Genomic DNA, 21,407 nt, shown 5'->3' with positions numbered 1-21,407 from the left:
ACCGCACTCACGACAAGCCGGGTGGGGTCGCCGCGGTGGGCGCCAGTGGTGCGGAACTGGACCGCGACAGCTGGGAACCATCCGGCTTAGCGTCGGTTCCGTGCATCCGCGACTGACCGACGACCTCGCCGCCCTTCCCGACCTGCTGCAATCAACCCGCGACTACGCCGCCCAGGTCCTGGCCGGACTCGGCGAACGCCCGGTGGCACGCCCACCGGCCGCCGGACCACCGGCCGCGCTGCCTGACGAGGGCGTCGGGGCGGCGGGGGCGCTCGCGCTCTTCGACGAGCGGTGGGCGCCCGGATTCTCCGGCAGTGCGGGCCCCCGCTATCTGGGCTTCGTCACCGGCGGGGCGACGCCGGCTTCGATCGCGGGGGACTGGTTGACCAGTGCGTTCGATCAGAACGCGTCCAACCGGTCCGGCTCCTCGGCCGCCGCGCTGGAGGACGAGACCGTCTCCTGGCTGCGTGACCTGTTCGGGCTCGGCGCGGTGCACAGCGGTGCCTTCGTCAGCGGTGCGACCATGTCGAACACCGTCGGGCTGGCGATCGGACGGGAGTGGCTCGGCGAGCAGCTCGGCGTCGAGGTGGCCCGGCAGGGTGTCGCGGCGCTCGGCCCGGTGCCCGTGCTGTCCGGGGCGCCGCACTCCAGCATCTACAAGGCGCTCGCGATGCTCGGTCTCGGCCGGGACGCGGTGCGCCGGATCCCCACTCTGCCTGGCCGGGAAGCTGTCGACCTGACCGTTCTTGAACAGGAACTCGCCGCGCTCGGTGGCCGCCCGGCGATCGTGGTGGCCAACGCCGGAACCGTCAACACCGTCGACTTCGACGACCTGCGCGGGATTCTCGCCCTCCGCTCCCGGTTCCCGTTCTGGCTGCACGTCGACGCCGCGTTCGGTGGCTTCGCCGCGCTCTCCGAGGAGCACGCCCACCTGGTTACCGGCCTGGACGAGGCCGACTCGATCTGCATCGACCTGCACAAGTGGCTGAACGTGCCGTACGACTCGGCGGTCCAGTTCACCCGGCGCCGTGACCTGCAGGTTCGCGTATTCCAGAATGCCGCCGCCTACCTGCCCGCGCCCAGCGCCTCACCCGATCACTTCCACCTCACCCCCGAGAACTCGCGCCGTCTCCGTGCGATGGCCGCGTGGTTCGCCCTGGCCGCCTACGGAGCCGACGGCCACCGCGAGATCGTCACCCGCACCATCGCCGCGGCGCACCGGCTGGGCGCGCGGCTTGCGGCACTGCCCGGGTTCCGGTTGCTTTCTCCGGTACGCCTGAACGTCATCTGCTTCACCATCCCCGGCGACGTCCCCACGGTCGTGGCGGCGATCGCCGAGTCCGGTGAAGCGTTTCTCACGCCCACCGTCTACCAGGGGCAACCCGCGCTCCGGGCGGCCTTCAGCAACTGGCGCACCCTCGAAGCCGACGAGGATCGCGTCTTCGAACTCCTCCGCAAACTCTGCACCTGAGACCCGGCGGGACGTGAAACCGGCGGGACGTGAAACCGGCGAGTGCAGGCGCACACACAAGCCGTTCGTGGGCGCCTGCATGGCCCAGGACGTGGGTCAGCTCGCACACAACCTCAACGTGTGCGCTCACCGGGCCTCACCACTGGGCACGTCCACTCAGTGCTGGATGTGGGAGACGACCGAGGCGGCCACGTCGCGGAGCTTGCGGTTGGCGTCCTGGGAGGCGCGGGAGAGCACGGCGAACGCCTCGTCGGGTGTGCACCGCCGCTGGCTCATGATGATCCCCTTGGCCTGCTCGATCACCGCCCGTGACTCCATCGCCAGCTGCATCTGCTGTGCGAGGGTCACCGTGGTGTCGTAGAGGTGGGCGTTGGCGCAGGCGATCGCGGCGTACCCGGCGAACGTCTCGGCCAGCGTCACCGCGTCCTCGTCGAAGACGCCGGCTGTCAGACCGTAGATGTTCAGGGCGCCGACCACCTGTTCCTGGATCGGCAGGCCGACGGAGAGGGCACTGTGCACGCCGGCCTCACCGGCGTGGTCCTGCCATCCGGGCCAGCGGTGCTCGGCGGCGACGTCACCGACGCAGATGGTGGAGTGGGTGGCGGCGGCGTCCAGGCAGGGGCCGCGACCGTTCTCGTACTGCCACTTGTCGATCAGGAGCGCCGCCTGCCCGGTGGCGGCCGCGGTGTGCGGGCGGTCGGCGCGGATCAGGGTCACCGAGACCTCGTGCGCGCCGGGGACCGCCCGCTTGGCGATCGTGGCCACCTGTTCCAGCACGCCCTCCAGGTCGCTCTCGCCGAGGCAGATCCGGCCGAGTTCGGAGAGGACACCAAGCGACTGCTCGCTCATGACCGTTTGATGTACCCGCGACCTGCGGCTTTCACCCATCCGGGCCACCGGGTTGCAGGTGGGTCTCCCGGGACTAGGTTGGAGTCCGGGTCAAGCCATGCGCCCAGCCATCGCGTTGCCGACGGTAGGGGGCCCGGCCATGCCTGTTTTCTCCGTGGGTGCCGACGACCCGTGTCTGACGGTGCGGGCCTGCCGGTTCACGAGCCCGGACGGTACGCCTGGCGAGATCGTCCACGTGGCCGGTGAGGCCGACGCGGACACCGCTCCGGTTCTGGGTGCGGCACTGCTGCACGCCGTCGAGGGGTGCGCGTTCGTCCAGTGCGATCTGAGCCGGATCGTCTTCTTCGGCGCGGCCGGCGCCAACGCGGTCGCCCTCGCGGCGCGGCGGGCGGCGGTGCTCGAGCACCGGCTGGAGCTGTGCGGCGTACGCGGCATCACGCGCGACGTCGTGCGAGTCGCCGGCCTAGACCTGATCATGAGGGTCTCCGGCTGACGCCGCCCCAGGATGGTCTCCGGCTGACGGCGCCCCAGGAGGGTCTCCGGCTGACGGCGCCGGCGCCACTTCGGTAGTATCGGGCTCCTGCGGCCGGGGTCGTCGACATCGACACCGGCCAACCAGCGTCAAGCAGCGGCGCGGGTCCGTGGGCGTCACCGCTCACCGGGCAGCACCACAAGCCGACCACGCGCGGGCCGCCCACCGGCGGCTCGCGATCCGCTGCGGGGACCCTCTGACGTTGATGGCGCACGACCCGACCGACTTCGCCGCCGAACTCGGTCGCATCAAGCTCGGTGAGACCGACCTCAACGGTGTCCTGCGGCGGGTCGCCGAGCTGGCTCGGCGTACGCTGCCGGGCGCCGGGCAGGTCTCGATCACGCTGGTCCGTGACGGCACCGCGTACACGGCGGCGCACACCGGGCCGGACGCGTTACGGCTCGACGAGCGACAGTACGAGCTGTCCGCCGGCCCGTGCCTGGAGGCGGCCGCGACCACGGCCACCGTCGAGGTTCCGGACACCGGCGGGGACGCCCGCTGGAACGGCTGGCCCCGGTACGCGGCGGAGGCCGGGATGGGCAGTGTCCTGTCCGTGGGGTTGCCCATCCAGGAGACGGTCGCCGGCGCGCTGAACATCTACGGCGAGCCGCCCGGGGTCTTCGACGGCGAGGCGGTGGCGCTGGCACAGGCCTTCGTGCGGTACGGGGCGGTCGCGCTCGCCAACGCCCACCTGTACGACAGCACGGCCACCCACGCGCAGCACATGCGGGCCGCGATGGAGAGCCGTGCGGTCATCGAGCAGGCCAAGGGGATCATCATGGGCGAGCGGCGGTGCAGCGCCGACGAGGCGTTCGCCATCCTCACCCGCGTCTCCCAGGACAGCAATCGCAAGGTGCGTGACGTCGCCGCCGCCCTGGTGGAGCGCACGCAGCGGGGACCGGGCGCCTGACCGTCCACGGGGACGGTCAGGCGCTCACATCCAGACGGCCGCCGCCTGATGGCGGGCCGCCGGGCTGGGGGCCGCCGCCGTGCTGCGACAGGTACCGCAGTGCCGGCTCGAGGTATCCGCTGACCGGGTTGCGGCCGGTCGGGTTCTGGTCGTACCGGCGGGACAGGTCCTTCAGGTAGAGCGCGGTGATCTCCTGGCCGGGTGCCAGCTGCCCGGAGGCCCGGTCGGCCGCGATCGCCGCCGCCAGCGAGTTGATCCAGCCCTGCTTCGACCCGGCTCCCATCCGCTGCCCGGTGGCCTGGAAGATCAGCTCACGGTCGCGGTCGGTCAGTGACGCCGAGTCGTGGTGGGCGTTGTGGTTCCGTTCCCGGGCGGTGTTCCGGACCGGGGTCACCGGCACAGCCTGCGAGCTGCGGTTCAACCGGGAAATGGACATGGCGGACTCCCGAAGGCAGTGGTCGCTCTTCCTCCTCCTGATCGGCGGCGGCGCCTCCCACCTGAGAACTTTCTCCAGGTGTGGCCCCGCGGGCCCGGGGTAACCGGGCAGGAGGCCCGGGCCTGGGTGATCGGCATCAAGCGTGGCCCCTCGGTCCCGGGGCAACCGGCATAGCGTGGGGAGGGCCCGACTACGGTGAGGAGACGGGCGATGATCTTCCCGGATCGCACCGAGGCGGGGCGTGCTCTGGCCGTCAGCGTGGCGGAGAGGGTGGCGGGGGAGCGGGCGCTCGTCCTCGCCCTGCCCCGAGGTGGCCTGCCGGTCGCCGCGCCGGTCGCCGAGCGGCTCGGTGCCGACCTCGACATCGTGGTGGCCCGCAAGATCGGACCGCCCGGCCATCCGGAGTTCGGGGTGGGTGCGATCGCCGAGGACGGCCCGCCGGTCTACGACCCGGAGAACCTCCGCCACGCGGGGGTCACCGAGCGGGACCTCACGCGCATCGTGGCCGCCGAGCGGGCTGAGCTCGGGCGGCGGATCAGGCGGTACCGCGGTGACCGTCCCGCACCGCGGGTCACCGGGCGGGTGGTGGTCCTGATCGACGACGGGCTGGCCACCGGGGTGACCGCCCACGCCGCCCTGCGCTGGGTGCGCGAGCATCGGCCCGGCCGGCTGATCCTGGCCGTGCCGGTCTGCGCGCCGCAGGCCCGGGACGCCCTGGCACCGGAGGCGGACGAGGTGGTGTCCCTTCTCGCTCCGGAGCCGTTCCACGCCGTGGGCCGCTGGTACGAGGACTTCGCCCAGCTCACCGACGAGGACGTGGACGCGGTGCTGTCCCGCTTCCACCCCGCGGGTGTCTGACCTTTCCTCACGAAATTCGTCATGTGTTGATATCGGCGCTTGTGGCCGCCCGAGTAATTCATCTAGCGTTGAGTTCAACACTTGATGAGTTTCTCGGGAGGGACAATGGATACCGCGATCGAGGTCTCCGGCCTCGTCGTCAAGCGGGGCAAACGCGTCGTGCTCGACGGGTTCGACTGCGTCATCCCGCGTGGCAGCGTCACCGGTCTGCTCGGCCCCAGCGGCAGCGGCAAGACCACCCTGATGCGCGCGATCGTCGGCGTGCAGATCGTCGCCTCCGGGACGGTGACCGTTCTCGGTCACCCGGCCGGCTCGGCACCGCTGCGCCGCAGAATCGGCTACCTCACCCAGGCGCCCAGCGTCTACGCCGACCTGACCGTGGCCGAGAACGCCCGCTATTTCGCCAGCCTCTACGGGTTGAAGGCCGCCGCGGCGGCTGAGGCCGTCGAGACCGTCGGGCTGGCCGGACACCGGGACCAGCTGGTGGCCAATCTCTCCGGCGGGCAGCGCAGCCGCGCCTCGCTGGCCTGCGCGATCGTCAGCCGCCCCGAGGTGCTGGTCCTCGACGAGCCGACCGTCGGGCAGGACCCGGTGCTCCGCGACGAGCTGTGGGACCACTTCCGCCGGCTCGCCGCCGAGGGCGCCACCGTGCTGGTCTCCAGCCACGTGATGGACGAGGCGAACCGGTGCGACCGGCTGCTGCTGATCCGCGACGGCGCGCTGATCGCCGACGACACCCCGGCCGCGGTCAAGGAGGCGGCGGGAACCCAGGACCTGGACGAGGCGTTCCTGCGCCTGATCAAGCGACAGGTGGTGGCGGCATGATCGAGCGCAAGCCCCTCACCCGGACGGAAAGGGGCCCGGCATGATCCTGTTGAGTACGATTCGGCGCATCATCACCCAGTTGCGGCACGACCCGCGGACCATCGCGCTGATCATCGTGGTCCCGACGCTGCTGATCACCCTGATCTACTTCATGTACGACGGGATGCCGGCTGTCTTCGACCGGATCGCCCTGACCATGCTGGGCGTCTTCCCGTTCGTCGTGATGTTCCTGATCACGAGCATCGCCATGCTGCGGGAACGCACCACCGGCACCCTGGAACGGCTCTTCACCACGCCGGTGGGCAAACTCGACCTGCTTTTCGGGTACGGCGTCGCGTTCGGACTGGCGGCGACAGCACAAGCCGCCGTGGCGGCCGGTTTCGCCTACTGGGTGCTGGGCATGAACACCGCCGGCAGCGTCGGCCTGGTCATCCTGATCGCGGTCGCCAACGCCGTGCTCGGGGTCGCCCTCGGGCTGCTGTGCAGTGCGTTCGCGCGTACCGAGTTCCAGGCGGTGCAGTTCATGCCGCTCGTGGTGGCGCCTCAGCTGCTGCTGTGCGGGCTGTTCGTGCCGCGGGAGGAGATGGCCGGCTGGCTGCAGGCGATCAGCAAGCTCCTGCCGATGTCCTACTCCGTGGAGGCGCTGACCGAGGTGGGCGCGAACGTGGAGGCGACCGGCACCATGTGGCGTGACCTCGCGGTCGTCGTGGGCGCGGTCGTCGTGGCCCTCGTCCTGGGCGCGGCAACCCTGCGCCGCCGGACGGTGTGAGGCCGCCGACGGCGCGAAGCCGCGAACGGCGCGAAGCCGCGAACGGCGCGAGCTGCGAACGGCGCGAGCTGCGAACGGCGCGAAGCTGCGGACGGCGCGAGCTGCGGACGGTGTGAGACTCGGCGGACGACGGCGGCACGTAGGCGTACGGAAGAAGGAGAGATCTGGTGCGACGGACCGGACGCCGGCCCGGTAACCCGGACACCCGGGAAGCCATTCTTTTGGCCGCGCGCGGCGCGTTCGCGGAGAAGGGTTACGACGGCGCCTCGATTCGGGCCATCGCGACCGGCGCGGGTGTGGATCCGGCGCTGGTGCACCATTATTTCGGTACCAAGGAGAAGCTGTTCCTGGCCAGTGTGGAGGCGCCGTTCTCGCCGATCGACCTGATCGGCGAGGCGGCCGACGGTGACCGGGCGGAGCTTGGCGCCCGCCTGGTCCGGGTGTTCGTGCGGGTCTGGGACGGTCCGGCCGGCGCGGCGGGGGTGGCGCTGCTGCGCTCCGCGGTCGGCAGTGAGTGGACCACCAAGCTGTTCCGCGAGTTCATCCTCACCCAGATCCTGCGCCGGGCCGTGCCGAAGCTCGGGCTCGACGCGGAGGAGGGCCGGTTGCGGATGACGCTGGCGGCCAGCCAGCTGGTCGGCCTGGCGATGGCCCGCTACGTGATCAAAGTGGAGCCGCTGGCGTCCGCCCCGCCCGAGGCGATCGTGGCGGCGTTGGGCCCGACCGTCCAGCGGTACCTCACCGATGAGCTTCCCGGGGTGTTTCCCCCGGAGTGAACCGGGGCATGCGCGGCCGGTGCGGCCCCTTGTCATGCGCGAAGAGGGTCTAGCGATCGGCGGTGACGTGGCTGAGGTGGTCCTCGATGTCGGCGCGTACCGGGTCGGGCAGGTCGTGGAACTCCAGGCCCAGCTCGGCGGATGAGTCCCGGACCGTCCGGCGGACGACGCGGGCCTCGGTGGTGCCGCGGAGGCCGTCGAGGGCCAGGTCCGCCCGTACCGTGTCACCGACCGAGACCGGAGTCGCGACCGGGACCGTGCAGCCCAGGCCGTCCGCGCTCAGGTCGACCATCTGGGCCGGGACCGGCCCTGGCCGCGACGACAGGTGCAGGGTCACCGAGCCCCGCACCGCCAGCCGGTCGGAACGCCGCCGCTCCAGGCGCTCGGCCACGTCGGACAGGTCGCCGATCTGGGCCATCGTCGCGTCGACGCTCTGGTGCAACCGCATGACGATGCCGTGCTGCTGGTCGGCGATCCCGCCGAGCTGGCGCATGGCGTCCTCGATGTCGCCCACGTCCCGGATGATCGCGCTCAGCGTCTGGCCCATCTGGGCGACGTCGGCCTCGAGCGCGGCGACGGTGCTGGTGATCTGCTCGGTCGAGTCGGCCGTCGTGTCGGCGAGGCTCTTCACCTCGTCGGCCACCACGGCGAAGCCGCTGCCGGCCTCACCGGCGCGCACCGCCTCGATCGTCGCGTTCAGCGCCAGCAGCCGGGTCTGCGAGGCGATCCCGGAGATCACACTGGCGATGCCGGCCACCTGGTGGAGGCTGTCGTTCAGCGCGGTGGCCGCCTCGTCGGCGCTGTGCGCGCGCCGGACCAGCGCCTCGGCGGCGTCGTTGGTGACGGTGACCCGTTCCTGGGTGGCGGCGGCCGCATCCCGGGCTGCGCCCACCTGCACCACCACGTCCTCGAGCTTGCCGCCGATCACCGCGGCCGTGCCGTCGATCGCCTCCTTGGCTCGCCGCCGCAGCCGCTGGTGGAGGTGGCGCTGCTCGCCCTGGGCGGCTTCGGCCCGGGCCTCGCGGTCGGCGCGCATCCGGTCCAGTTCGGCGTCACGTTCCCGCAGGGTCTCGGTGAGTGCGGCGATCTCCCGGTGGGTGCCGGCGGCACCGGCCCGGGTTGCCCGGTGGCTGCGCACCATCAGGCCGATGCCGGTCGCCAGCGCGAGCAGCGAGCACGCGAGGAGAGCCCACACCACGTAGCGACGCTACCCCGGGCCCGCCCCTCGCGGCTTTGATTCACTCCTTGAGCAGGACGGCGATGTGGCCGCGGCTTTGATTCACTCCTTGAGCACGATGTCGATCTGGCCGCGGCTTTTGATTCACTCCTTGAGCACGATGTCGATCTGGCCCATGGCGAGCCGCATGCCCTCCTCCATGCCCATCGCCGCCATCCGCTCCAGCTGCTCGGCGCTGACGAACGTCGACACCGTGGTCATCCGGGTCCCGGCGCCGTTCGCCTCGAGCGTGACCACGCCGTGGGTGATGTCCTTCGGGTCGACCGGCTCGCCGTTGTCGTCGGCGAAGCCGTCGTCGAACTCGAGCCGGTGCGGAGCCTCGACAGCGGTGATCGTCCACCAGGCGCGTGCCTTCGTCCCGTCCGGGCCGGTCATGTGGTAGCGCACCTGGCCGCCGGGCTCGAACTCGAACCGCTCGAAGGTCGCCGGCCAGGTCGGCGGGCCCCACCAGCGCTCCAGCTTGCGCGGATCGGCCCAGACCTGCCAGACCCGGTCCACCGGTGCCGCGAATTCCGCGACGAAGGTCATCGTGAGTTTGTCCAGGTCCTTCACGGAACTGACCACGGTCATCGTTCTCACTCCTCTTCCAGAATCTGACTGATCCGGTCGGCGCGGTGCCGCCAGAGGTCCTCGTAGGCGTCGAGCAGCAGTCCGGCCCGCCGGAGGGCCTCGACCTCTCCGCTCACGATCTGCTCCCGCCCCCGCCGGGTCTTGCTGACGAGCTGTGCACGCTCCAGCACCGCGACGTGTTTCTGCACCGCCGCGAAGCTCATCGGGTACTGCCGGGCCAGCTCGGAGACGGACTGCCCGGAACGGATCACCCGGATCAGGATGTCGCGCCGGGTGGCGTCCGCCAGGGCGTGGAAGACGCGGTCCGCCGCTGACTCGGAAAGCGCACCTACAACCATGTGGTTGTACGTTAGTGCGCGAATCCGGATTGGGCAACTGTTTGTCTTCAGCGCGATTCCGGGTGGCCGATGAGAGGCGGCGTGACCATCAGCATCGGTACCGCGAAGCAGTCGTCCGTCCGGGAAACGCACGTGGCCTGGCTGCGCCGCAGGGAGGACAGCCGGCCCTCGCTCGCCGAGCTGCTCGCCGCGGCCCCGGCTCAGGAGACCCGGCGCCAGGTTGCCGGCTGACCGTCAGCGCAGCGTGGTCAGCGCGTCCGCGAGGGCGTCGGTGGCGTCCTGAACGTCCACCTCCCGGCTCTGCAGCGGTCCGCCGGTCTCGGTGAGCCGCGCGGCCTTGGCGCCACCGGCGTAGAACGGTGCGAAGCCCAGATCCCGGATGATCAGCGACGCCGTCTCCCGGGCGTCCCGCTCGTCGGTGCAGACGAACTCGGCGAGCAGCGGGTCGTGCCCGCGCCGCCGGCTCAGCACCTCGGCCGGGATGGTGTTGAACGCCTTCACCCAGTGCGCGCCGGGCGCCCACTCGATGAGCGTCTCCAGCCCGCTCTTGCCGCCGGCCCGCGCGATCATCCGGTCGGCGGCGTCGTTCGGCGAGCCGGTCACGGCGGCCGCGATCAGGGCCGGGCTGGTGTGGTGGGCGCTGTCGAGGATGTCCTCGGCGTACATCGCGCCGGAGAAGGCACCGGCTCCGGGCATGCCCGCCGGTTCGGGAGCCGCGGCCAGGTTGGTGGCGGCCGGGTTGGTGGCGTCGATGACCACCTTGCCGTCGATGCCGCCCAGTGCGGCGTCCACCGCTTCCCTCGCTGACGACCAGTTCGGCGCGAAGATCACCGCCTCGCCGAACGTGGCTGCCTGCGGCACCGACATCACCCGCATCTGCCAGTTCATCTGGTCGACCAGCTCACGGACCCGATCCGGGTGCCGCGAGGTGACCGCCACGTCGTGCCCGCTCTCGGCGCACCAGGCGGCGAGAGTCCCGCCGAGCCGGCCTGCCCCGATCACACCGATCCGCATGACCTCAGGGTGCCCCGGCGCTCACTCGTCCGGGTGGGGAATCGGCAAATCCCCGTACAGCATCCGCATCTCGACAGTGACCAGCGCATCCACCAGGGCCGAGTCGCCTTTCGCGGACACCAGCGTCGCCGTCCGCAGGTCGTCGATCATCCCGGCCAGCACCAGAGCGTCCGGCCCCGCCGGAGCCAGCCCGGCGGCGCGGTCCCGCTCGATCCGGGCGGCCAGCCGGGTGACGTGCGCATGGCGCAGGCTCTCGCGCCACTCACCGATCGGCGGGCAGCCCGGCGCGGCGGCGAGAGCGCCCGCCAGCAGCCGCCCGTGGTCCCGCCAGATCGCGGCGAGCGTGGTGAGGCTCCGGCGCAGCGCGGGCGCGTCCGGCCCGGTGCCGTCGAGCCACGGCCCGGCGTCGGCGCTCAGCTCGCCCGTCAGGCTGTGCAGCAGCGCGATCACCACGGCGAGCTTGGAGTCGAAGTAGAAGTAGAAGCTCGACCGGGAGATCTCCGCGCCGGCGGCGAGCTCGTCGATGGTGATCTCCGCGAGCGGCTTGCGGGCCAGCAGCTCACGGGCCGTGTCGAGGATCGCCTGCTCGCGCCGGTCACCCTTGCTGGGACCGCGGCGCCGGCCGGGGGAAGGGCTCATCGGACAACCGTAACGCGCTTTTTCGACGTACTGTCGAGTAGTAACGACACGCTGTCTTCCCCGGGAGTTCCGATGAAAGAGATCCGCCTCGCGTCCCGCCCCACCGGCTGGCCGACCGCTGACAACTTCGAGATCGCCGAGACCGCGATCCCGGTGCCCGGTGACGGTCAGGTGCTCATCCGCAACCGATACATTTCGGTCGACCCGTACATGCGGGGGCGCATGAACGACGCCAAGTCGTACATCCCGCCGTTCCAGGTCGGCGCGCCGCTCGACGGAGGCGCCGTCGGTGAGGTCGTCGAATCACGGGCGGACGGCGTGGCGGTCGGCGCGATCGTCTCGCACGGGCTCGGCTGGCGGGAATACGCGGTGGCCGACGCGCGGAAGGTCAGCGTCGTGGACCCGGCGGCGGCGCCGAGCCTCTCCGCGTACCTCGGGCTGCTGGGCATGACCGGGCTCACCGCGTACGTCGGCCTGCTCGACATTGCCCAGTTCAAAGAGGGTGACACCGTCTTCGTCTCCGGTGCGGCCGGTGCCGTCGGCAGCGTCGCCGGCCAGATCGCCAAGCTGCGCGGGGCGAAGCGCGTCATCGGCAGCGCCGGCTCCGCCGAGAAGGCCCGCCACCTCGTCGACGACCTCGGCTTCGACGCCGCCTTCAACTACAAGGACGGCGCCGTCCGCGACCAGCTCCGCGCCGCCGCCCCCGACGGCATCGACGTCTACTTCGACAACGTCGGCGGCGACCACCTCGAGGCGGCCATCAGCTCACTGAACAAATTCGGCCGGGTTGCCCTGTGTGGGGCCATCGCCCTCTACAACGAGGTGACGCCGCCGGCCGCGCCGCGCAACCTGTCCGCCGCGATCGGCAAGGAACTCAACCTGCGCGGCTTCATCGTGGGCAACCACAATCACCGGATGACCGATTTCGTCAATGAGGTCGGTGCGTGGCTGCGCGAGGGCCGCATCTCCGGTCGCGAAACGGTCGTGGAGGGGCTGGAGAACGCGCCGGCCGCTTTCCTGGGTCTCCTCCGGGGCGCCAACACCGGCAAAATGGTGGTGAAGGTGTGATCGTTTTCGGCCAATCCGGGTTCGGTCATAATGCCGGTCTTAATGCCGGCGAGGTGGCGGTCGAGCTGTGACGTCCGGTCCGGCTTCGATCGTTGCCAAGTGCCATGCAGGGGTACGGCCTAAGGGTCACGCCGAAACCACGGGGTACCTGGAGTTCCACGCGATCAGCTGCCGGGCCGGGGTGGTGCCGCGTCCGCCGGGCTGACCTGCCCACTCCAGCTCACCCCAAGTCCCGCCCCTCCCCGCCCGCCCGGCTGGCGCTCACGCACCTTATGGCGGGTGGGTTGGGTGCGTCAGTGCCAGCTGGATGTGCCGGGCTGGCGCTCACGCACCTTATGGCGGGCGGGTTGGGTGCGTCAGTGCCAGCTGGATGTGCCGGGCTGGCGCTCACGCACCTTATGGCGGGTGGATTAGGTGCGTCAGTGCCAGCCGGGCGAAGAGCGAGCGGGTCGAGGTTGGCGCTGACGCGGGGCGGCGAGCGAGCGTGTCGAGGTCGGCGCTGACGTAGGGCGGCGACTGAGCGGGCGGGCGGAGAGGGTCAGCGGGATAGCAGGGTGCGTACGCCCCGGCGGCGGGGGAGTGGGCCGGCGCCGCGAGCGGTTTGATGACGTTTGGGCCGGTCGCCGGGTATCTCCGGGAACTGAACGATGCTTTGGTCGCTCTCCCGGACGGCGCCGATACGGAACGTATGGATGATCGCCCTCATCCGTACGGGTGAGGTCACTGACGGAAAGCAGACACTAGCGTTCCCGTGTGGCGAATCGGTTCCAACTGTGGGGACAAGCTGGCTGGGCAAGCGCCGAGGTCATCGGCGAGACGCACTACGCCAAGGCGATACGTGCGCTCTTCGGCAGCGACTTCGACCCCCGGGGAACCGACATAGACGTACCCGTGCAGCTCATACCCGACCGCACCAACCGCCACGACCGTAACGCCGTCGGGGTCTGGTCCGGCACGAGCCTGCTCGGCCACCTTCCCCGCGGTGAGGCCGCCCGCTACGTCCAGGTGCTGACCTCGCTGCACAGCCGCGGGCTGGTGCCCGAGGTGACCGCCCGCGTCCACGGCCGCGAGTGGGGTGAGTACGACGGCCGTCCCTCCACCTTCGACGGCAGCATCCGCCTCGACCTGGCCGAGCCGCACATGCTGGTGCCCGCCAACTCGCCGCCGGCCCAGGAGCACCGCCTGCTCCCGTCCGGTTCGGCCGTGCAGGTCAACGACCAGCAGCGGTTCCTCGAGGCGCTGCGTCCGCTGCTGCGCCCGGAGGGCGAGTGCTGGGCCTATGTGACGTTGCACGAGATGGCCGACCACCTGGTCGAGGTCCGCATCGGTGACGCCCGGGTCGGCGACCTGAGCCCGAGGACGAGCGGCGAGCTGCTCCCCGCCCTGCGGCACCTGGCCGAGCGGGGCCTGGCCACCGCGGCGCGGGCGACCGTCAAGGGCGACGACAGCAAGGCCGAGGTGATGGTCTACGTCGCCCGCGGCCAGGACCTCCCGGAGAGCCTGCAGGCCCCGGCCGCCCGGCAGGGCGGTGTCGTCCCGATCTCCCCGGCGCCCAGCGGCTTCGCGTCCACGTCCGGCGGCCTCGAATCCCCGTCCGGCGGCTTCACGTCCCCCTCGGGCGGCTTCACGGCCACGTCGGGTGGCTTCGCGGCCACGTCGGGTGGCTTCGCGGCCGTGTCCGGCGGTTTCCCGTCCGGCCCGGCGAGCGCGCAGGCCGGTTCCACGACCGGCCGGGGCTCGGCGAGTGTCCCGGTCTCCGGCGCACCCTCGCAGGCCGGCTTCATCCCCGGCCCGTCCGATGCCCCCGCCACCGCACCCGGGTGGGCGGCGCCCGGCGAGCCGGCGGCGGCACCGGGGTGGGCGGCGGCCGGTGAGCCCGTGCCGAGCTGGGCTGCTCCCGCCGAGCCGATGCCGAGTTGGGCCACCGCACCCGCCGAGCCGATCCCGGCCTGGGGTTCGGCCTCGGCTGACCCGGTTCCGAGCTGGGCGGCGTCAGATTCGCCCGGTATGCCGAGCTGGGCGGTGCCCAGTGGTGGCGTCCCGAGCTGGGCCTCGTCGCCGAGTTCCGGCCTGCCCGCCCTGCCGTCGACCGGAACGCTGCCGGGCGGCTCGATCCCGCGGCTGGACCAGGCGGGCGGGGCCACCGGGTCGGTCACCGTCACCGAGCACGTCACCACGATCCCCGGACCGGGTTCCCCGCTCTCCACACCCGGCGCCGCCGCTCGCGCGCCGCTGGCTCCCGAGCCGGCACGCCCGGTCAGCCTGGAGCAGGTGCGCCCGATCGGCACCGAGCAGGCGCGCCCGGTCAGCCCGGCGCCCTCGCACGCCGCCTCGCTGCTCGACGGCCCGGGTTCGTCGATCGCCGAGACCACGGTGATCCCGGCCCTGGCCGCGGTGGTCAAGGGCAACGCCGCCCGGCGCAGCGGCACCGCGCCGGTGTCCCCGGCACCCGAGGCCAACCCGCATCCGCCGATCCCTCCGGCACCCACCGGGATCAAGTTCTCGGTACCGCCGGGATGGCCGGTCCCGCCCGGCGGCTGGTACCCGCCGGACGGCTGGCGCCCCGACCCGAACTGGCCCCCGGCGCCGTCCGGCTGGCAGTGGTGGGTCCCGACCTGGGATTGAGAACGACCGGACCCCGAACCGGCCGTCGGCCCCGGCCGGGGAGTGAAAATGACCGGCTCCCAGACGAAATCCGGGTGAAGCACATCCCTCAACCGGCGGAAACCGGACGAATTTGTGCCGTTTGAGGGCCGAAACGTCGGATTAACCCGGAATATCGCCACGGTGACCCACCTCGCCTTGCTGGAATGAGCAGATGCGGTGGGATGATGCGGACGGGCTGACCGGGCGGCCGGATGCGCGCGTACGAGGCGTGCTCGAAACCTGGCGGAACGGACTGCTCGACCTCACCGGGGCCAACCCCCTGATCGACGTCGCCCCCGAGGGCCCCGGCGTCGTGGCGGTGACCAGCCCGTCACCGCGCAGTGTGGTGGAGGCGCTCCAGCAGGGCCGCGAGTGTGGCTTCCTCGGCATCGAGGAGCAGGCCGAGGGCCCCCGGCCGCGCGCCGCGCACGTCTTCCAGACGCGGATGGCCGACGCCGACATGGACGCGACGCTGCACGCGCTGCGCCGTACCGATCGCCGTGACCAGCTCGAACACGGCCTCGCCGCGCTCTACCTCGCGCTGGGCACCCTGCACTGGCGCGACGGCGACCAGGAGTACGCGAGCCCGATCCTGCTGCTGCCGGTCGACCTCGCGCACCCCGACCCGCTCGACTACCCGCGGCTGCGCAGCCGTGCCGACGATCCGATCGTCAATCCGGCGCTCGCCGTACGCCTGCGCGCCTATGGTGTTGAACTTCCCGCCGTGGACAGCCTCGCCGCGCTGGACGTGACGGTCTTCTGGGCCCGGCTCGACGCGGCGATCAGCGAGCACCAGGAGTGGCGCACCGACGAGGCGATCATGCTCTCCCGGTTCGCGGTGGACCGCGAGGTGATGTACTGCGACCTGGTCGACAACGAGCGGCAGATCCTCGCCCACCCGGTGGTGCGCGCGCTGGCCACCGACCCGAAGTCGCAGATCGACGCGTTCCGGTTCGAGCCGATCCCGGCCCGGCGCATCGATGAGCTGGCCGCCCCCGACGACGTCCCGCTGGTGCTCGACGCCGACGCGGCGCAGCGGGCGTGCGTCTCCGCCGCCCTGGCCGGCCGCAGCTTCGTGATGCGCGGCGCACCGGGCACCGGCAAGACCCAGACCGTCGCCAACATGGTGGCCTGCCTGCTGCACGCCGGTAAGCGGGTGCTGCTGGTCTCCGAGAAGGCCGCCGCCCTGGACACGGTCAAGGAGCGGCTGGCCCGCGCCGGCCTCGAGGACTACCTGCTGGAGCTGCACAGCGACCGGACCGGGCGGCTGCAGGTGGCGGCCACCCTCGCCGCGGCGCTCGACTTCATCCCGCTGCCGCCCCCGAGCCTGTCCACCGACGAGCGTGAGGAGCTGCGGGAGCACCGGCAGCGGCTCAACGCGTACGCAGAGGCGATGAACGAGGTCCGCGAACCGCTCGGGCACCGCCTGCACGACGTGCTCGGCATGTGCGCGCAGATGATCGACGTGCCGGCCGCGCCGGTCCCGCCGACCCTGCCCGTCCCGCTGACCACCCAGTCGCTGCAGAAGGTCCGGGACGCCGCCGAGCGGCTCGGCAAGGCGTGGCGGCCGGCGCTGGAAGGCGACGACTTCCTCTGGCGTGACGTGGTCGACCGCAACCGCCTGGACGCCCGGCTGCACCAGGCGCAGACCGCCCTGGAACACCTCGCCGAGGCGGTGGCCAAGGACGCCCTGGCCGAGGTGTTCGGTGCGCAGACGCTCTCCGACGCGATCACGCTGACCACCCTGGTCGGGCACGCCGCCCGCCGCCCGGCCGAGGCCGACGGCGAGTGGCTCGTGCTGTCCAGCCTGGAGCCGGTGGCCCGGGCCGCCGAGGGGCTGCTGCGTCACCTCAGGGCGCTGCACGACGCCGAGGACGCGGTCCGGGCGCGGGCCGGTGTGACCTGGTCGGCGCTGCCCAACCCGGCCAAGCTCCCGCTGGTGCCGAGCCTGGCCCACCTGGACCCGCCGGCGGTGGTACTGCTGCCGATCACTGCCGCGCAGGCCCGCGGCCTGGCCCGCCGGTTCGCCGACGAGGCCGACCGGCTCGAGCAGCACCAGCACAGCCTGGACCGGGTCACCGCCCGGCTGGGCCTGCCGAACGTCGTGGCGTTCTCCGACATCGGCCGGGTCGCGATCATCGTCGACCTGCTCTCCCGCCCGCACAAGCCGGAGCCGGCCTGGTTCGACGCGGCCGGTATCGCCGCCGCGCAGACCGCGTCCCGGATTCTCCAGCGTGCCGTCGAGGTGGTGAAGGCGGCCGAGGCGCGGGCCCGGGAGCACTTCAACGACGCGGCGCTGCACGAGCCGGTGGACGAGCTGGCCGAGCGGTTCGCCAACCAGCACAAGGGGATGCGCAAGCTGCGGGCACCGTACCGGCGGGACAAGAAGGCCGCCGCGGAGATCGCCCGGCCGGACGTGAAGCGGTCACAGGCGGTGGCCAACCTCAGCTCCGCGGCCGCGTGGAAGCGGTCCATCCTGGAGCTGGAGGAGGCCGAGCAGCGGCACGCGAAGATCCTCGGGCGGCACTGGCGGCGCCTGGACACCGACTTCGACGCGATCCAGGAGGCGCTGCGCACCGCCGAGGAGGTGCAGCAGGTGACGCCGCCGGAGGCGCTGCCCGCGGTGATCGAACGGGTCAGCGCACCGACACCGAACAGCGCGATCATCAGGATCGTCACCGAGGCGCGCAAGGAGTTCGACAGGTGGATCGCGGCACTGCGCCCGGCACCCGAACCGGCGCCCCGCCCGCAGCTCGCCGCCGGTCCGATCCACGACGCGGTCACCTGGCTGCGCTCGCACGTGGAGCCGTTCACCGCGGCCGCCGAGCTGGTCCAGGCGTACAGCGCCGCGGCGGGACGTGACTTCACGCTGGCCGAGTCGGCAGCGATCGGGCTGCTCCGGGAGAGCGCCTCCGACGCCGCCGCTGCCCTGTCCGCGAACGCCGCGGAGTACGCCAAGGTGCTCGGTGCCGTCTACCGCGGCACCCAGACGGACGTGGACGCGCTCGCCGCTGCGATGGCGTGGACCTCCGAGGCGCGCCGGGTGCGTACCGGCGGGGACATCGCGTTCACGCCGGAGCAGGCCGAGGTGCTGCGCAAGGCCCGGCCCACCGACACCCTTCCGTCGCGGGTGGGCGAGTGGCAGGCCGCGCGGGACTGGATTCTGCGTGCCTTCGCGCCGCGCCGGCACCCGTCGCTGACCAGCGCCCTCGACGACTACGAGCACGCCCGTGACCTGCTGCGCGCCCTGCTCGACGACAGCCGCGGGCAGCACGAGTGGTTCGAGTACCAGGCCGCGCGCTCGGTGCTCTCCGAGCACGGCCTGGACGCCGTGGTGGACTTCTGCGCCCGCGAGGACCTGCCGATCGACCAGATCCTGCCGGTGCTGGGCCGGGCACTCTTCCAGTCCTGGGCGGACACGGTGATCCGCGAGGACGACCGGCTCCCACCGCTGGACGCGTCCGCTCACGACCGGCTCGTGCAGGAGTTCCGGCTCTGGGACACCCGGCTCCAGCGGGCCGCCGCCGCCGACGTGATGAACGCTGTCGACGCCCGGCAGCCGTCCGGCACCGCCACCTCCGAGGCCGCGCTGCTGCGGGCGTCCGCCGCCCAGCAGGGCCGCCGCCTGGCGGTGCACGACCTGATCGGGCAGACCCGGCACGCCGCCCTCGCCGTGAAGCCGTGTTTCCTGACCGTTCCCGCGGTCGCCGGCCGCCTGCTCCCGCCCGACCTGCACTTCGACGTCGTGATCGTGGACGAGGCGTCCCGAATGCCGGTGCCCGACGCGATCACCTGCGCCTACCGTGGTGCGGCGCTGATCGTGGTCGGCGACGACCGGCAGGTCACCGCGGCGCCCCTGCCCGGCGGTGGCGGCCAGTCGATCCTGGACCTGGCGATCAGCTGCGGTGCGTTCCAGGTCGTCGACCTGGCGACCCACTACCGCAGCCGGCACGAGTCGCTGATCGCCTTCGCGAACCACAGCTTCTACTCCGCCGGGCTCAGCACCTTCCCGGCCGCCGGGCCGCCCGGGCCGGACGCCGGGGTGCAGCTGTTCCCGGTTCCCGGCGAGTCGGCCCTCGGCGACCTGGTCGCCAGCCGGGTCGCGCACCACCTGGTCACCCGCCCCGACCTGAGCCTCGGCGTGGTTGCCTGCTCGCCCGAGCAGGCCGTCGAGATCGAGGCCGCGATCGCCGACATGGTGGCGGCGCCGGACGACGACCGGCTGCGCGGGTTCTTCGTCAAGGATCTGGACACCGTGCAGGGCGACGAGCGCGACGTGGTCATCCTGGCGATCGGCGAGGACCTCGGCGGCCTGCGGGGCCCGGACGGCTGGCGGCGGCTCAACGTCGCCACCACCCGCGCGGCCCGCCGCCTGGAGGTGGTGTCCGCGGTGCGCGGCCGTGATCTCCCGGAGGCCGAGGAGTTCCAGCACCTCGCCGCCTACCTGGACTACGCGGTCCGCGGCGAGGCCGCCCTCGGCATCGAGGATCTCCGCCCGGACCAGCAGACCCCGTTCGAGGACTCGGTCCGCGACGTGATCCGGGCCTGGGGTTACCGGGTGCAGTCCCGGGTCGGCACCGGTTCCTTTCGCCTCGACCTGGCGGTCCGCCGCAACGCCCGCCGCAACGCGCCGTTCGCCCTCGGCATCGAGTGCGACGGCACCACGTACGATTCCGCGCCCGCAGCCCGGGACCGGGACCGGCTGCGCGAGCAGGAGCTCCAGAGCCTGGGCTGGCGCCTGCACCGGATCTGGGGGACTGCCTGGTACCTGGACCGGCAGCACGAGGAGGACCGCCTCCGGGCCGCTCTCGACGCGGCCTTCGCCGAGTTCCCCGCCGAGCAGGCCCCCGAGCTGACCGTCACCGTCACGGAGACCGAGACCCCGATCGAACAGCCCACGCCGATCGCGGAGTCCACGCCGATCGAGGAGCCGGCGCCGATCGAGGAGCCGGCGCCGATCGCGGAGCCGGCGGCAGAGACCGCCCCGCCGGAGGAGATGGCGACCCTCGACGAGACCCCGCTGCTCGACGAGATGGCAGCCTTCGACGAGACGTCCACTTTCGACGAGATGGCGCCGGTCGAGGAGATGGCGCTGGTCGACGAGATGGCGCCGGCCGAGGAGATGGTGCAGGCCGAGGAAGCGCCGCACGCCGCGGAGATGCCGCCGGTCGGCCCGGTCGCGGAGGCTGCGGGCTTCGAGCCGGTCATGGAGGCGACGACCGAGGGGTACGCCTACGCCGCACCCGCCGCCGCGGAGGAGCCGTACCTGGCCACCGAGACCGAGGCCGACCTGCACGCCGAGGCGGAGGCGGACCGCTACGTGGCCGCCGCGGCTCACGAGGACCAGTTCACCGCGGCCGATGAGGACGCCGCGGAGCAGAACGCCGTCGACGAGGACTTCGAGATCGGCGCCGAACAGGCTCGCGGCTACCTCGCCGCGGTCGACGACTTCGGCCGGCACATCGCCGACGTGGCCCCGGACGTGACCGGGGAAGCGCCTGCCGCACTGCCACCGATCGCGGAGGATTCCCCGCCCCGGACCGTTTGGCCGGCCGCCACCGGCATGGAGTTCGACGACGACCTCGAACCGCCGGCCCCGGAAGCCGAGCACCACGTCGAGCCGGCGACGTTCGAGCGGGTCAGCCGGAAGGCGGTAGCGGACCTCCACCCGCACGTCGCCCCCACCGAACCGGAGCCGTTCGCACCGGCCGCCGCCGAAACCGAGCGCCCCCGCCGCCGCCCGTCCCGCCGCAAAACCGCCACTGTCACCACGACCAGCACTGTCACCGCGGCCGCCGGAGCCACCACGGTCACCGCCGCGGAACAGGCTGTCGACCGCACGAGCGAGTGGGCGTACCCGTACCAAAAGGCCTTGATCGTGCCGATCCCACCCGGAACCGGCCTCACCGAACCCGGCGTCCGCACGGACCTCGCCGCTGCGATCCGCGAGATCGCCCGGGTCGAAGGCCCGGTGCACATCGATCTCGCGCTGCAGCGCCTGCGTGAGCAGTGGGCACTGACCCGGATCACCAAGCAGGCCCGGACCGTCGTCGAGAACGTCCTGGAGAGCGGCGAGGCCGGCGTGGTCTGGGACGGCGCCTTCCTCAGCGACGCGGAGCTGCCGGCGCCGCCGATCCGCCTGCGCGCGGACGGTGTTGCCCGCAAACCGGACCAGATCGCGGACACCGAGCTGCGCCTCGCGATGGAGCACCTGGTGCAGGACGGCGGCGTGCTGACCACCGAGGACCTGCTCGCCGCGACCGGTCGCCTGTTCGGCTGGCCGCCGCGGCGCTCCGCGGAGCTGGACGCCCGCCTGACCGGTCTGGTCGCCGAGCTCGTCGCCGAGGGGAACCTGGTCCAGGCCGGTGAGGGACTGACCTACGACCACGGCCTGCCCGACGTGGCGACGCTGCCCCGCCACGAATCCGCGCCCAAACGTCGCCGGAAGTCCACCGCCGGACGGAAGTGA

General features: G+C 72.2%; 18 protein-coding genes. 11 read left to right on the top strand and 7 right to left on the bottom strand.

All coding sequences use genetic code 11. The annotated features are described in order from the left end of the window. Positions 1-100 precede the first annotated feature (100 nt). Positions 101-1,471, top strand: a complete 1,371-nt coding sequence (locus ACFQV6_RS06095; protein ID WP_378026336.1) for a pyridoxal phosphate-dependent decarboxylase family protein — start codon at positions 101-103, stop codon at positions 1,469-1,471. 156 nt (positions 1,472-1,627) lie between these two features. Here ACFQV6_RS06095 and ACFQV6_RS06090 read toward each other — a convergent pair whose 3' ends face one another. Continuing rightward, positions 1,628-2,320: a GAF and ANTAR domain-containing protein gene (locus ACFQV6_RS06090; protein ID WP_378026335.1), complete on the bottom strand. Its 693-nt coding sequence runs from the start codon at positions 2,318-2,320 to the stop codon at positions 1,628-1,630. Between the two features lie 139 nt (positions 2,321-2,459). Here ACFQV6_RS06090 and ACFQV6_RS06085 point away from each other — a divergent pair, with 139 nt between their 5' ends. After that, positions 2,460-2,813, top strand: a complete 354-nt coding sequence (locus ACFQV6_RS06085; RefSeq protein WP_378026334.1) for an STAS domain-containing protein — start codon at positions 2,460-2,462, stop codon at positions 2,811-2,813. Positions 2,814-3,057: 244 nt separating this feature from the next. After that, positions 3,058-3,762, top strand: a complete 705-nt coding sequence (locus ACFQV6_RS06080) for a GAF and ANTAR domain-containing protein (RefSeq protein ID WP_378026333.1) — start codon at positions 3,058-3,060, stop codon at positions 3,760-3,762. Positions 3,763-3,778: 16 nt separating this feature from the next. Here the strand turns inward: ACFQV6_RS06080 and ACFQV6_RS06075 are convergent, their stop codons facing one another. Then, positions 3,779-4,198 carry a hypothetical protein gene (locus ACFQV6_RS06075; protein WP_378026332.1) on the bottom strand — a complete coding sequence of 140 codons (420 nt, stop codon included), beginning with the start codon at positions 4,196-4,198 and terminating at the stop codon, positions 3,779-3,781. Positions 4,199-4,408: 210 nt separating this feature from the next. On the opposite strand from ACFQV6_RS06075, the gene ACFQV6_RS06070 reads away from it, so the two are divergent. The 4 genes from ACFQV6_RS06070 (at position 4,409) to ACFQV6_RS06055 (ending at position 7,426) form a co-directional block, all read left to right on the top strand. Continuing rightward, positions 4,409-5,056 carry a phosphoribosyltransferase gene (locus tag ACFQV6_RS06070; RefSeq protein ID WP_378026331.1) on the top strand — a complete coding sequence of 216 codons (648 nt, stop codon included), beginning with the start codon at positions 4,409-4,411 and terminating at the stop codon, positions 5,054-5,056. Between the two features lie 105 nt (positions 5,057-5,161). After that, entirely contained in the window at positions 5,162-5,881 is a 720-nt protein-coding gene (locus ACFQV6_RS06065; RefSeq protein WP_378026330.1) for an ABC transporter ATP-binding protein, read from the top strand. A 40-nt stretch (positions 5,882-5,921) separates the two neighbouring features. Further along, positions 5,922-6,650 (top strand): ABC transporter permease, encoded by a 729-nt coding sequence (locus ACFQV6_RS06060; protein WP_378026329.1) that lies wholly within the window; start codon positions 5,922-5,924, stop codon positions 6,648-6,650. 164 nt (positions 6,651-6,814) lie between these two features. Continuing rightward, the gene (locus ACFQV6_RS06055) at positions 6,815-7,426 is read left to right on the top strand and encodes a TetR family transcriptional regulator (RefSeq protein ID WP_378026686.1); all 612 of its coding nucleotides are present in this window, start codon (positions 6,815-6,817) and stop codon (positions 7,424-7,426) included. A 49-nt stretch (positions 7,427-7,475) separates the two neighbouring features. Here the strand turns inward: ACFQV6_RS06055 and ACFQV6_RS06050 are convergent, their stop codons facing one another. The 3 genes from ACFQV6_RS06050 to ACFQV6_RS06040 form a co-directional block, all read right to left on the bottom strand. Beyond that, positions 7,476-8,624: a methyl-accepting chemotaxis protein gene (locus ACFQV6_RS06050; RefSeq protein WP_378026328.1), complete on the bottom strand. Its 1,149-nt coding sequence runs from the start codon at positions 8,622-8,624 to the stop codon at positions 7,476-7,478. 123 nt (positions 8,625-8,747) lie between these two features. Beyond that, entirely contained in the window at positions 8,748-9,233 is a 486-nt protein-coding gene (locus ACFQV6_RS06045) for an SRPBCC domain-containing protein (protein ID WP_378026327.1), read from the bottom strand. Positions 9,234-9,238: 5 nt separating this feature from the next. Then, complete coding sequence (locus ACFQV6_RS06040) at positions 9,239-9,571, bottom strand: ArsR/SmtB family transcription factor (protein WP_378026326.1); 333 nt, start codon at positions 9,569-9,571, stop codon at positions 9,239-9,241. Between the two features lie 81 nt (positions 9,572-9,652). On the opposite strand from ACFQV6_RS06040, the gene ACFQV6_RS06035 reads away from it, so the two are divergent. Continuing rightward, complete coding sequence (locus ACFQV6_RS06035) at positions 9,653-9,802, top strand: hypothetical protein (RefSeq protein WP_378026325.1); 150 nt, start codon at positions 9,653-9,655, stop codon at positions 9,800-9,802. Between the two features lie 3 nt (positions 9,803-9,805). Here the strand turns inward: ACFQV6_RS06035 and ACFQV6_RS06030 are convergent, their stop codons facing one another. Further along, positions 9,806-10,585, bottom strand: coding sequence for an NADPH-dependent F420 reductase (locus tag ACFQV6_RS06030; RefSeq protein ID WP_378026324.1), 780 nt, complete (start codon positions 10,583-10,585; stop codon positions 9,806-9,808). A 21-nt stretch (positions 10,586-10,606) separates the two neighbouring features. Further along, a complete protein-coding gene (locus ACFQV6_RS06025; RefSeq protein WP_378026323.1) occupies positions 10,607-11,224 on the bottom strand; it encodes a TetR/AcrR family transcriptional regulator in 618 nt (205 codons plus the stop codon). 72 nt (positions 11,225-11,296) lie between these two features. Between ACFQV6_RS06025 and ACFQV6_RS06020 the strand changes: the two genes are divergently transcribed. The 3 genes from ACFQV6_RS06020 to ACFQV6_RS06010 all read left to right on the top strand — a co-directional run bounded on the left by ACFQV6_RS06020 (position 11,297) and on the right by ACFQV6_RS06010 (position 21,407). Next, entirely contained in the window at positions 11,297-12,292 is a 996-nt protein-coding gene (locus tag ACFQV6_RS06020; RefSeq protein WP_378026322.1) for an NADP-dependent oxidoreductase, read from the top strand. Positions 12,293-13,045: 753 nt separating this feature from the next. Continuing rightward, positions 13,046-14,917 carry a hypothetical protein gene (locus tag ACFQV6_RS06015; RefSeq protein WP_378026321.1) on the top strand — a complete coding sequence of 624 codons (1,872 nt, stop codon included), beginning with the start codon at positions 13,046-13,048 and terminating at the stop codon, positions 14,915-14,917. A 193-nt stretch (positions 14,918-15,110) separates the two neighbouring features. Next, on the top strand, positions 15,111-21,407 hold the full coding sequence (locus ACFQV6_RS06010; protein WP_378026320.1) for a DUF3320 domain-containing protein: 6,297 nt from the start codon (positions 15,111-15,113) through the stop codon (positions 21,405-21,407).

This window comes from Actinoplanes sp. GCM10030250 (assembly GCF_042666575.1).
Taxonomy (GTDB): domain Bacteria; phylum Actinomycetota; class Actinomycetes; order Mycobacteriales; family Micromonosporaceae; genus Actinoplanes.
Note: the sequence above shows the minus strand (reverse complement) of the source record. Positions and strands in the feature narration are given on the sequence as shown.